The organism is Methylobacterium sp. C25 (genome assembly GCF_021352225.1).
In the GTDB taxonomy this organism is placed as follows: domain Bacteria; phylum Pseudomonadota; class Alphaproteobacteria; order Rhizobiales; family Beijerinckiaceae; genus Methylobacterium.
Window position 1 is genome coordinate 217,128 of the sequence record NZ_JAAUVI010000001.1, and the last position, 12,001, is coordinate 229,128.

The 12,001-nt window shown below is 64.0% G+C and carries 13 protein-coding genes; 1 reads left to right on the forward strand and 12 read right to left on the reverse strand.

Annotated features, from left to right (window positions below; genetic code table 11):
- Nucleotides 1-101: 101 nt before the first annotated feature.
- From HCU64_RS01005 to HCU64_RS01055, 11 genes are all read right to left on the reverse strand, one after another.
- Nucleotides 102-1,673, reverse strand: a complete 1,572-nt coding sequence (locus tag HCU64_RS01005; protein WP_233381935.1) for a SpoVR family protein — start codon at nucleotides 1,671-1,673, stop codon at nucleotides 102-104.
- Nucleotides 1,674-1,686: 13 nt separating this feature from the next.
- Nucleotides 1,687-2,988 carry a YeaH/YhbH family protein gene (locus tag HCU64_RS01010; RefSeq protein ID WP_233381936.1) on the reverse strand — a complete coding sequence of 434 codons (1,302 nt, stop codon included), beginning with the start codon at nucleotides 2,986-2,988 and terminating at the stop codon, nucleotides 1,687-1,689.
- 105 nt (nucleotides 2,989-3,093) lie between these two features.
- Nucleotides 3,094-5,046 (reverse strand): PrkA family serine protein kinase, encoded by a 1,953-nt coding sequence (locus HCU64_RS01015; RefSeq protein WP_233381937.1) that lies wholly within the window; start codon nucleotides 5,044-5,046, stop codon nucleotides 3,094-3,096.
- Between the two features lie 258 nt (nucleotides 5,047-5,304).
- Entirely contained in the window at nucleotides 5,305-5,787 is a 483-nt protein-coding gene (locus tag HCU64_RS01020; RefSeq protein ID WP_233381938.1) for a 4-aminobutyrate aminotransferase, read from the reverse strand.
- A 114-nt stretch (nucleotides 5,788-5,901) separates the two neighbouring features.
- Nucleotides 5,902-6,321 (reverse strand): hypothetical protein, encoded by a 420-nt coding sequence (locus tag HCU64_RS01025; protein WP_233381939.1) that lies wholly within the window; start codon nucleotides 6,319-6,321, stop codon nucleotides 5,902-5,904.
- A 77-nt stretch (nucleotides 6,322-6,398) separates the two neighbouring features.
- Nucleotides 6,399-6,878, reverse strand: a complete 480-nt coding sequence (locus HCU64_RS01030) for a MerR family transcriptional regulator (RefSeq protein ID WP_233381940.1) — start codon at nucleotides 6,876-6,878, stop codon at nucleotides 6,399-6,401.
- A gap of 51 nt (nucleotides 6,879-6,929) precedes the next feature.
- Nucleotides 6,930-7,247, reverse strand: coding sequence for an integration host factor subunit alpha (locus HCU64_RS01035; RefSeq protein WP_183508168.1), 318 nt, complete (start codon nucleotides 7,245-7,247; stop codon nucleotides 6,930-6,932).
- 123 nt (nucleotides 7,248-7,370) lie between these two features.
- The gene (locus tag HCU64_RS01040) at nucleotides 7,371-8,348 is read right to left on the reverse strand and encodes a beta-ketoacyl-ACP synthase III (RefSeq protein ID WP_233381941.1); all 978 of its coding nucleotides are present in this window, start codon (nucleotides 8,346-8,348) and stop codon (nucleotides 7,371-7,373) included.
- Nucleotides 8,349-8,376: 28 nt separating this feature from the next.
- Nucleotides 8,377-9,411: a phosphate acyltransferase PlsX gene (gene plsX / locus HCU64_RS01045; protein WP_233381942.1), complete on the reverse strand. Its 1,035-nt coding sequence runs from the start codon at nucleotides 9,409-9,411 to the stop codon at nucleotides 8,377-8,379.
- 154 nt (nucleotides 9,412-9,565) lie between these two features.
- Nucleotides 9,566-10,075 carry a YceD family protein gene (locus HCU64_RS01050; protein WP_233381943.1) on the reverse strand — a complete coding sequence of 170 codons (510 nt, stop codon included), beginning with the start codon at nucleotides 10,073-10,075 and terminating at the stop codon, nucleotides 9,566-9,568.
- Nucleotides 10,072-10,632, reverse strand: coding sequence for a ubiquinol-cytochrome C chaperone family protein (locus HCU64_RS01055; protein WP_233381944.1), 561 nt, complete (start codon nucleotides 10,630-10,632; stop codon nucleotides 10,072-10,074). The genes HCU64_RS01050 and HCU64_RS01055 overlap by 4 nt, the downstream gene beginning before the upstream one ends.
- 148 nt (nucleotides 10,633-10,780) lie before the next feature.
- Here HCU64_RS01055 and HCU64_RS01060 point away from each other — a divergent pair, with 148 nt between their 5' ends.
- Nucleotides 10,781-11,278, forward strand: coding sequence for an outer membrane protein assembly factor BamE (locus HCU64_RS01060; protein ID WP_233381945.1), 498 nt, complete (start codon nucleotides 10,781-10,783; stop codon nucleotides 11,276-11,278).
- 46 nt (nucleotides 11,279-11,324) lie between these two features.
- Here the strand turns inward: HCU64_RS01060 and HCU64_RS01065 are convergent, their stop codons facing one another.
- Nucleotides 11,325-11,996, reverse strand: coding sequence for an HAD hydrolase-like protein (locus tag HCU64_RS01065; RefSeq protein WP_233381946.1), 672 nt, complete (start codon nucleotides 11,994-11,996; stop codon nucleotides 11,325-11,327).
- Between the last annotated feature and the right edge of the window lie 5 nt (nucleotides 11,997-12,001).

Consider the following 12,001-nt stretch of genomic DNA (forward strand, 5'->3'; position numbering starts at 1 on the left):
TCATCCTTGGATACCCGTCGCGAGCGCGTTTCAGATCAAACCACAGACGTATCCGCGGTCGGAGAGCTCGAACGGCGCCCTCCGCATGCGACGCGACACGTCTAAAAAAAGATCGGCCGCGCGCTCGCCGTATGCTCGACCAAGACCGAGCCGGTAGCCGGATCGACTTCCTTCAGCACGGCATCGTAGCCCCAGAGGTCGGCGAGATGCTGCAGAACGCGCCGGGCATCGTCCTTCTGAAGGGTGATGCGGTTTAGCGCCTTGTGATGGACGATCAACTTCCGGTCGCCTTCGAGGTCGACGTCGACCACCTCGATATCCGGATCGAGCCAGGCCACGTCGTACTGGCGAGCGAAAGATCGGCGCATCTTGCGATAGCCGCGCTCGTCGTGGATCGCTTCGACCCGCAGGTCCGGTTCGTCGGGATCGTCGACGACGTGGAACAAGCGCATGTCGCGCATGAGCTTCGGTGACAGGAACTGCGCGATGAAACTCTCGTCGCGATAGTTTTCCCAGCAATTGCGCAGCACGCTCATGGCATCGCCGGTGCCGGCGATGTCCGGGAACCAGGAGCGGTCCTCCTCGGTCGGCTGCTCCACGATGCGCTGGATGTCCTGCATCATCGCGAAACCCAGTGCGTAGGGATTGTGGCCGCCGAAGCTTCGGTCGTCGAAGTTCGGCTGGCGTATGACGTTCGTGTGCGAGGTCAGGAATTCGAGATAGGCCGCATCGCCGATCAAGCCCTTCTCGGAGAGGGCGTTCATGATCCGGTAGTGGCAATAGGTGGCGCAGCCCTCGTTCATCACCTTGGTCTGGCGCTGCGGGTAGAAGTACTGCGCCACGAGCCGGACGATGCGCAGGATCTCGCGCTGCCAGGGCCGCAGGCGCGGAGCGACCTTCTCCAGGAAATAGAGGATGTTCTCCTGCGGCAGCTCCAGCAGGGCACGACGGCGGTCGAGGGCGGCGTCGCCCTTCGCGGCATCGGCTTTGGCCGGCAGGGTCCGCCAGAGGTCGTTGAAGATCTGCTCACCGTGCTCCTGGCGCTCGCGCTCGCGGCGCTGTTCAGAGGCAAGGTCCGGGCGCTTCTTGCGCGGGTAGCGATGAACACCCTGGCTCATCAGGGCATGCGCGGCATCCAGCACCTGCTCGACGGCGGTATGACCGTAGCGCTCTTCGCAGCGCGAGATATAGGCCTTGGCAAAGTCGAGATAGTCGAGGATGCCCTCGGCATCCGTCCATTGCCGGAACAGATAGTTGTTCTTGAAGAAGTGGTTATGGCCGAAGGCGGCATGCGCGATGACGAGCGTCTGCATCGTCGCCGAGTTCTCCTCCATCACGTAGGAGATGCACGGATCGGAGTTGATGACGATCTCGTAGGCGAGCCCCATATGGCCGCGCCGGTAGCTCGCCTCCTGCTGGGCGAAATGCTTGCCGAAGGACCAGTGCTTGTAGAACAGCGGCATTCCGATCGAGGCATAGGCATCGAGCATTTGCTCGGCCGTGATGATCTCGATCTGGTTCGGATACCAGGACAGGCCAAGCGCCGTCGCCTCGACCTCACAGGCATCGTGGATGCGGCGGATGGTGTCGAAATCCCAGTCATTGCCCGTGAAGAGCGGCTCGGCCGCCTTCGCGACCGGCTTGGACGTCTTGGACATCAGGCCTGCGGTCATTCAGACCATCCTCTCAGGCTTCCGCGCTCTGACGCGCATCCTTGGGACCGAACAGTTCGCGGAACACCGGATAAATGTCGCGCCGGTGGTTGACCTTGCGCATGGCGAGCGGCTCCCCGGACTTCGCGAGCGCCTCGTATGTGCGCCACAACGTTGTGCGGTGCTCGACGAAACCGGCGCGCGGACCGTTCTCGTCGCCGACCTCGAGATAGGCGAAGTGCTGGCAGGCCGGCAGGATGTGGGCGCGAAGCAGCTCCGTCGATGTCGGGCCGTCGGAGGAGACGTTGTCGCCATCCGAGGCCTGCGCCGCGTAGATGTTCCAGTCGTTCGGGTCGTAGCGCTCGGTGATGACACGCTTCATCTCGACGAGCGCCGAGGAGACCAGCGTGCCGCCGGTCTCGCGGGAGCCGAAGAAGGTCTCCTCGTCTACCTCGGTCGCCTTGTCCGTATGGCGGATGAAGACGATCTCGACGTGCTTGTATCGGCGCGTCAGGAAGATGTGCAGCAGGATGTAAAACCTCTTGGCGAGGTCCTTCATGTGCTCGGTCATCGAGCCGGACACGTCCATCAGGCAGAACATCACCGCCTGCGCGATCGGGCGCGGATAGGGCTCGAAGCGGCGGAAACGCAGGTCTAGCGGATCGACATAAGGGATGCGCTTCGAGCGCTCGCGCAGCGCTTCGAGCTTGAGCTTGAGCTCTGGCAGGATCGGATCGAATTCGCTGACTGCTGCGATCTGCGCTTCGAGCGCCGCGAACTCCTCCAGCTTGGGACGCTTGAGGGCGATGCGCCGGGACATCGAGTTGCGGAGCGTGCGCGTCAGGGCGAGGTTCGCGGGCGAGCCGCTGACGGTGTAGCCGGCCCTTCGCAAACCTTCCGTCTCGACGATGGAGAGACGGCGCTTGGCGAGATCGGGCAGCTCGAGATCGTCCAGGAATAGCTCGAGGAACTCGTCGCGTGTCAGCGCGAAATGGAAGGCGTCTTCCGAGTTCTCGCCGCCATCGCCGCCCTCACCCGAGCCCCCGGCGCCGCTGCCGCCCGGCGGCCGCTCGATGCGATCGCCTTCGACGTAGGTCTTGTTGCCGGGGATGATGTAGTCCTGCAGGCCGGTGCCCGGCTGGCGGCTGAAGCGCGGCTCTCGCACCCCGTCGGCGGGCACCGAGATTCGGCCATCCTTGCCGAGATCCTTGATGTCCTTCTCACGGGCGGATTCCCGCACCGCGCGTTGGGCCATGTCCTTGACGCGACGCAGGAAGCGCTGACGGTTCGGGAGGCTCTTGCCCCCGGGATTGAGCCGACGGTCGACGATGTGCATCGTGTCTCGCTAAGCGCCTCGTCCTCAAACCTTTCCGGACAGAAACCCGGACAACCGTACGGAAGTGCGGCGGCAGTGGAGCGGGGGCGTGGTGGAGACCCCGCCTCAGCCCGCCTGCTTGACCCGCATGTACCATTCCACGAGCCGCCGGACCTGTCGCTCCGTATAGCCCCGCGCCGTCATGCGTTCGACGAACTCGCCGTGCTTCTTCTCCGTCTCGCCGTCCTTCTTGGAGCCGAAGGAGATCACCGGCAACAGTTCCTCCACCTGGGAGAACATGCGCCGCTCGATGACTTCGCGCAGCTTTTCATAGCTTGTCCAGGACGGGTTGTGCCCGCCGTGCTGCGCCCGCGAGCGCAGCGCGAACTTGACCACCTCGTTCCGAAAATCCTTCGGATTTGCGATGCCGGCCGGTTTCTCGACCTTGGTGAGTTCCTGATTGAGGAGTTCGCGATTGAGGAGCTGGCCTGTCTCAGTGTCCTTGAAGTCCTGATCTTCGATCCAGGCATCAGCGTAGTCGATGTAGCGGTCAAAGAGGTTCTGGCCGTAGTCGTGATAGCTCTCCAGATAGGCTTTCTGGATCTCGTGACCGATGAACTCTGCGTAGCGCGGCGCCAGTTCAGTCTTAATGAACTCCATGTAGCGCTTCTCGGATTCAGGCGGCAGTTGCTCGCGCTTGATCGCCTGTTCCAGCACGTACATCAGATGCACCGGATCGGCCGAGACCTCGGTGGTGTCGTGGTTGAAGGTCGCCGCGAGCACCTTGAAAGCGAAGCGAGTCGAGATCCCGTCCATGCCCTCGTCGACACCGGCGGTGTCCTTGTATTCCTGCATCGAGCGGGCGCGGGGATCGACCTCGCGCAGGCTCTCGCCGTCATAGACCCGCATCTTCGAGAACAGGTTCGAATTTGCGTGCTCGCGAAGGCGCGACAGCACCGAGAACCGAGCCAACATCTCGAAAGTGCCGGGCGCGCAGGCGGCTTCCGACAGCTCTGATCGCGAGATCAGCTTCTCGTAGATGCGCTGCTCTTCCTGGACACGCAGGCAGTACGGGACCTTGATCACGTAGATGCGGTCGATGAAGGCTTCGTTGTTCTTGTTGGTCTTGAATGACTGCCACTCGGCCTCGTTCGAGTGCGCCAGGATCACGCCGGTGAAGGGGATCGCGCCGATATTCTCGGTGCCGACGTAATTGCCCTCCTGCGTCGCCGTCAGCAGCGGGTGCAGCATCTTGATCGGGGCCTTGAACATCTCGACGAATTCGAGAACGCCCTGGTTCGCCCGGTTGAGACCGCCGGAGTAGCTGTAGGCATCCGGGTCGGCCTGCGAGAGCGTCTCCAGGCGGCGGATGTCGACTTTGCCGACGAGCGAGGAGATGTCCTGGTTGTTCTCGTCACCCGGCTCGGTCTTGGCGATGGCGATCTGGCGCAGGCGCGATGGGCGCACCTTGATCACCTTGAACCGAGAGATGTCGCCGTCGAACTCGTCGAGCCGCTTGAGCGCCCAGGGGCTCATCAGACCGGTGAGGCGGCGGCGCGGGATACCGAAACGATCCTCGATCTCCTTGCCCATCGCTTCCGGATCGAACAGCCCAAGCGGGCTCTCGAAGACCGGGGAGACCTCGTCGCCGGCCTTGAGCACGTAGACGGGATGGACCTCCATCAGCGCCTTGAGACGCTCGGCGAGGGACGACTTTCCGCCGCCGACCGGGCCGAGCAGGTAGAGAATCTGCTTGCGCTCTTCGAGGCCCTGCGCCGCGTGGCGGAAGAACGAGACGATCCTCTCGATCGTCTCTTCCATGCCGTAGAATTCGGAAAAGGCCGGGTAGACCCGGATCGTCCGGTTCATGAAGACCCGGCCGAGACGCGAGTCCCGCGCCGTGTCGACCATCTCCGGCTTACCGATTGCGTCGAGGATCCGCTCCGCAGCGCTGGCATACATCAGCGGTTCGTCGCGGCATGCCTCCAGGTATTCGGAGAGAGACATCTCCGTGTCCCGGCGTGCCTCATATCCACGGGCAAAACTCTGGAACAGGTCGCTCGTCGAGTGCGTCGGCATTCGGACACCCCCATCAAACTCAGGACAGCTTCATCCTGTCCCGGTCTGGATGCAACGGACATTATCGGTTTTGTCGCAGCGCCCACGTCATGCAGTCGAGGCGTGTGAAACGGGTAACACTATTGCAGGATTGCAGCAGTTCTCGTGCTCGGCCGCGCCCTTTTGTGGGCCTAGCCGAGTCGAGTGCGCCTCGCATGGCGCCAGAACTCTTGGTGCGACGCAATAAGGATGCCGACGAAAGGAAGACGGCTCTCTTGTTCAGAGATCGGAGAGGTCTTTGTCGTCCTTTTTCTCGTCCTTCTTGGCATCCGATTTCTTGTCGTCAGCCTTTTTATCATCCGCCTTGGCGGCCTCGACCGTGATGCGGATGTCCTGACGCTCGACGACACCGTCTGCGGTCTTCACATCGATCAGGACCTGATCGGTGCCGGAGAAATCGCTTCTACTCTTGTAGAACACAGCAGCCGCCTGAGCTTCCTTGCTGGGGCAGCGATAGCTCGACGGCGTTTTCAGCTTGCCGCTCTTCGTCTGGAGCTGGCCGTTCTTCGGCGCGGTCACGATCTTAATTTCCGGCAAGGGACCGGTGGAGCAATCCTTCTTCAGGTTCGGACTGATGACCAGGCGCTTGACCTTGCCCGGCGCAGCCGTCTCGCTGCGGGTCGTCACGGTCTGGGCATGGGCCGGGGCGGCGCAGGCGAGGCCGGCGGCCAGAACTGCGGCGAGAAGACGGGCGGCGATCATGCAGTTTCCTCCGTGTCCTGCCGTCCGCCGGACCATCCGGAAAACGAGAGGGCTGGTGAGACACGGCCGATGTGGGGATGACAGCGCGCGCCGTCGAGGCTTCGCAGTCGGGCATTAATGCTGCAGCGCAGCAGCAACGGCTCCGGTGACTCGGGCAATCTGCGCCGCGTCGAAATCCTTGCCGAGTGCCGCAACGAGATGGCGCTCGACCCTCTCGCGCTCGCCGAGATCAGCGATGGGCGTGACAGGAATATCTTTTTCCTTGAGATTACAGGCTTTTCGAATGGTCTCAGCGGCCTTGAGCAGTTGCTCCCGATCAGCTGGCCCCATGTCCCAAAGCGGGTTGCGCAGGCGGCTAATCACGCGCCGCGCGTCGCGGTACTCACGGTCGACCGTGGTCAGCGCCTCGATCTGGCTGACCAGGAACATCAATTCGAGCATCTCGGTGGCGGCGTCTGGCGATGCGCGCACGATCCGCAAGACGCGGGCGATCAGTTCCTGGGTCGGCGATCTCGGTTGACGCTGCTCGGCCATGGCGCCTCAACGCCGAGCCAGCCTCAAAGTTCGCGCTCCGAGAGTTGGATGCCGGGCGCCACGAAGAAAACCGAGGGTCAGAGGTCGGGGCGCAAGGACGCTAGCGCTTCGCGGCAGGCCCGCAACTCGCCGAGAACATCATGCAGGATGGCATCGACTTCGGTCGCGGCCTCCATCATCTCAGGCTCGCCGTCCGTCTCTCGATCCTGGAGTGAGGGCTTGCCAACCTCGGCTTCTCCGCGGCCGATCGCCTGCACGAAGCGGACGCCGTTATCCTTCAGGACACGCTGGGCGCCCTTGATGGTGTAGCCGTGCCCATGCAGCAGGCGCTGGATACCCTTGATGAGGTCGATGTCGTCCGGACGATAGAAGCGCCGTCCTCCGGCGCGCTTGAGCGGCCGGATTTGTGCGAAACGGCCTTCCCAGAATCGCAGGACGTGCTGGTGCACCCCGACGTCTTCGGCAACTTCGCTGATCGTACGGAATGCGCCGGGCCGCTTTTCGGCCTTCCGAGCGTCCTCATCGGTGTCGGATGCGGCAAGCACGGCGAGCGCCATGGCGAAACCCTAACGGTTGCGAATGGATGGCTTACGGCGAGGCAGACGATCTCACTCGTCGTCCTCGACGACGCCGTTTAGACCGTTGATGCGGGCCTTCAGCACGTTCGAAGGCTTGAACACCATGACCTGGCGGGGCTCGATCTCGACCTCGACGCCGGTCTTCGGGTTACGGCCGACGCGCTTACCCTTCGAACGGACCAGGAACGAGCCGAACGAAGACAGCTTTACGGTTTTGCCTTCTGACAGCGTGTTGCAGATCTCGGCCAGAACGGTCTCGACCAGGGCCGCGGACTCCGCGCGGGACAGGCCGACCTGCTGGTAGACGGCCTCGCTCAAATCGGCGCGTGTGACCGTCTTTCCCGTCATGTTTCCCCCTCCGAGCGATTCGTCGTTCGTGGCGTATGTTTATGATCGCTAACGCTAATCTGCCCGCTGGGCCCGGTCAACCGAGGCTGTCGACTGGCCTGACTCTGGACTGCAACAAAAACGTCACCAGCGGATCAGCGCGGCGCCCCATGCGAAGCCACCGCCGATCGCCTCGATCATCACGAGATCCCCATCTCGGATGCGGCCGTCCTTGCGGGCGGCGTCGAGAGCGAGCGGGATCGAGGCCGCCGAGGTGTTGCCGTGCCGGTCGACGGTCAACACCACCTTCTCACGTGCAATGCCGAGCTTGTCGGCGGAAGCCTCGATGATACGGCGGTTGGCTTGGTGTGGCACGAACCAGTTCAGGTCGTCGGCTGTCGTTCCCGACATTGTGAACGCATCGGCGATCACGTCGGTGACAGAGCCGACCGCAAAGCGGAAGACTTCCTTCCCTTCCATACGCAGCTTGCCGACCGTGCCGGTCGAGCCGGGACCGCCATCGACATAGAGCTTGGAGCGGTGGCGGCCGTCAGAGCGCAGGCGGCTCGCAAGGACGCCGCGGTCATCCGTCGTGCCCGACCCTTCGCGGGCTTCCAGCACGATGGCGCCGGCGCCGTCGCCGAACAGCACACAAGTGGTGCGGTCTTCCCAATCGACGATCCGCGAAAACGTCTCGGCACCGACAATCAGCGCGCGCTTGGCGGCGCCGGTCCGGAGCAGGCTGTCGGCTGTGGCGACAGCGTAGACGAAACCCGCGCAGACCGCCTGCTGATCGAAGGCAAATCCCGTCTCGATGCCTAGCGCTGCCTGGATCTGCGTCGCGGTGGAGGGAAAGGTGTTGTCTGGCGTCGATGTCGCGCAGATCACGAGGTCGATGTCGGCACCGGACAGGCCAGCATCCTCCAGAGCAGCGCGTGCGGCGCGGGCGCCGAGCACCGCAGTGGTCTCGTCAGGTTGCGCGATGTGGCGCTGCCGGATGCCGGTGCGCTGGACGATCCACTCGTCGGACGTTTCCATCCGCTCCGAGAGATCGGCATTGGTCACGACATTGGCGGGCAAGTGGGAGCCGCAGCCGACGACCACGGAACGCAGGGTCGTCATCGGGTCAGTCCTTCCGGCGCCAGACATATCATACCGGCGCCACTGCCGGCGTGTGTTCCAGCATCTCTCGCGTGGTGCGCATCAGGTCGTAACGGGCCATGTCGTGCGCGAGGTCTACGGCGGCGGCGAAACCTTGCGCATTCTCGGAACCGTGGCTCTTGATGACGATGCCCTCCAGCCCGAGAAACACGCCACCATTGGCACGGCTCGGATTCATCTTTTCGCGCAAAGCCGCGAAAGCGGAGCGAGCGAAGAAGTAGCCGATTTTCGCCGATAGCGTGCGGCTCATCGCCGAACGCAGATATGAGCCGATCTGCTTGGCCGTCCCCTCGGCGGTCTTCAGGGCGATGTTTCCGGTGAAGCCTTCGGTGACGACGACGTCTGTCGTTCCCTTGCCGAGGTCCGTGCCCTCGACGAAACCGAAGTATGAAAAGTTCGACAGCTCGGTCTCGCGAAGCAGGCGAGCCGCCTCCTTCACCGCCTCGTTGCCCTTCATCTCCTCGGTGCCGACGTTGAGCAGGCCCACGGTGGGCTTCTCGATGTCGAGGACGATGCGGGCCATGGCCGAGCCCATCACCGCCATCTCGACGAGATGCTCGGCATCCGTGCCGATGGTGGCGCCGACATCGAGCACGACGCTCTCGCCGCGCACGGTCGGCCACAGGCAAGCGATGGCCGGGCGCTCGATACCGGCCATGGTCTTGAGGCAGATCTTCGACATCGCCATCAGCGCGCCGGTATTGCCGGCGGAGACGGCAGCCTGGGCCTCCCCGTCCTTCACCGCCTGGATCGCCCGCCACATCGACGACTTGCCGCGGCCGGTGCGCACCGCCTGACTCGGCTTCTCGTCCATGGCGATGGACACGGTCGTGTGGCGGATCTCGACGGCGCCAGCAAGGCGCGGCTCGGCATCGACGAGCGGGCGCACGATCGCCTCGTCACCGAACATCAGGAAGGTGGTCTCGGGATGCCGCTCACGGGCGATGGCCGCACCGGGCACGACGGTCGAGGGTCCGTGATCGCCACCCATGGCGTCGAGCGAGATGCAAACGCGGTTCGACATTTGTCCTGGAATCAACGCCTGTCGCGGAGGGCTCCCTCGCGAGAGGCGATGGAGAGAAACGTGAAGGCGACATAGGGCGCGCCGAACGCGCGGAAAATAACGATCGGCGGGCGTGGGGCAAACGAATTCTGGCCTGCCGAGGTCTCCTTCGCGGTCAAACGTCGTTCGCGGGAGGCTTCTTCAGCACCGCGAAGGGGCTTTCGTCGTCGCCCACCGTGACCGTCTCGAACTCTGCCCCGGGGATCCTCGGAAACGGATCGAGGCCGAGGGCGACGGCCTCGGCGGTGAGCGCACCGAAATCGATCTGACCATTCACGATCGGATCGGGCACGTCGATGGAATCGGGATCGGCCCCAAGGGACTCGGCGCCGTCCGAGAAGTCGACTTCGACCTCCGAGGTCAGTGGCGCTTCGAAGGGTTCGAGCGTCACCGTACAGACCTGGGTGACAACAGCTTCGACCATCCCGGCGACGCTGAGCCTCGCCAAGGTCCCGGTGAGCCGAAAGGTCCCCTTGAGATCGCGGATCGCAGGGATCCTGAAGTCCCTTGCCAGGGCGACGCATTCCTCGGGCGTTGCTTCGACCTCCACGGTAGCTGGGCGGGCACCGATCAGACGGTCGACACGGGTTGGGCGGCTCAGCGGGCCCACGGAGGCTTTCGTCATGACTCTGCTCTCGCGGGGATCGATCGATCGTCTGCTTGAGGGAACCGAGGGCCCTGCCCCAGGAGATCATCGAGGCTGGCGCAGGCCAATGCGGCATCCGCAGCGATGACGTACTCGGCCAGCGGCCCGGCCCGCTTACCATCCGCATCGCCGAGCACGTTGCGGCCGAGGGCCAATGCAAGCGCGCCATGGTCGCCGGCATCGAGGCCGGAATCGTAGCCGCCGGCCCGTCCGTAGAAGGCCGAGCCCAGCTTCTTCATGCGCTTCGGGACGCCGACATCGCCGACGCCGAGCTCGCGCAAGGACGCGTCGAATTGAGCGAAGACCGCATTGACGAGATCCTGCGCCACGTCCTCGGCCGGGGGCGGCAATTGCCGCAGGCGCCGCAGCACGAGGTAGACGTGCAGGCACACCGCCTCGAACCGGCCCTCCACCGTGTCGGGGACGTGCAGCGCGCGGTAGAGGCCGGGCGCACGTGCGGCCCGGTCGATATGCCGGTGCAAGCCTACGATGAGGCGTTTGCGCGACTCCGCGCGACGAAAGAAACCCAGGATCATCAGATCCACCGAAAGGAAAATGCCTGCGACCAAGCTTGCCTTGTCAAAGCCATAACCCCGCGGTACGGCAACCCCCGTTCCAGGTGCAAGCCCGAAGAGTGCGAGCAAATCGCGCCGTGGGCCTCCGGTCAGGGATTAAGGGGCTTCGATGTCGCGCCGTCTCGTCTCGTCGCTTGCGCGCGTAAGCGTGCTCGCTGTGCTCGGCCTCGGCTTGTCCGGCTGCATCGGCGAAGATATCCGACACGGCTACGTCGTCGACCAGGCTGCCCTGGCTACTGTGCGGCCCGGCATGAGCGCCGAGCAGGTGCTGCAGATCCTCGGCTCACCCTCCACCGTGTCCACGGTCGGCAACAAGAGCTGGTACTACATCTCGCAGACCTCTCACCGCACCGTCCTGTTCATGGGCGAGAGCGTCGAGGACCAGAAGGTTACGGCCGTCTATTTCAACGGCGGCATGAAGGTGGAGCGTACAGCGCTCTACGGCCTGCAGGACGGGCGCATCTTCGATTTCATCGAGCGCAAGACTGCGTCCAGCGGCGCAGACCGCGCCTTCCTCGGCCAGCTCTTCCGCGGCTTGACCCGCTACGAGCCCTTCGGCTCCGGCTCGGGCACCTCGATCGTGCCTGGCGCGACCCGCGGGCAATAAGACAAGCGGGGGCGATGGCTGATCGCCCCCATCCGTCCTCGCTTCGCTACGCTCGCAACGGCGCTGGTTTCTCGTTCAGAAGTGCCGTGATCTCTATCGGCATCTCGAACACGACAATCGGCTTCCGCGCGGCCAGCGCCTCGGCCCTTGTGTAGCCCCAGGAGACGGAGGCGTAGTCGCAGCCAGCCCGTTCGGCGGCATCGCCGTCGCGGATCTCGTCGCCGATGGCCAATGTCTCGGACGGCCTAACCCGCGCCGCCTTCATCACTGCACGCAGTCGCTTCGCCTTGCCGAAGACGGAGGCCCCGCAGGCATAGTGCAGGAACCGCCCCGCAAGCGCCGGACCGAGCACTTTCCGGATGTTGTCCTCGGTATTGGAACTGACCACTGCCAGCACGAAGCCCGCAGCATCGAGCTCCACAAGCATCGCCTCGATCCCCGGGAACAGCCGAATGGAGGCCACGTCGCGGGCGGCGAGCCGGTGCATGTGTCGGGCGATGAAGGGCAGCTTCCAGGAGGGGATGCCGAGGTGACTCATCACGCCGCGCGCATCCATGCCGCGCAGCAGCTCTGCCTCGTGCTCCTGCGCGCGGCGAAAATTGTAGCGGTCGGCTACGTCGTTGATGACGCTCGCGAACCAGTCGTAGGTATCCGCGAGCGTTCCGTCGAAATCGAAGACGACGAGCCGGTAACGGTGAGCGGGCTCGTCGCCATTCATGCGCG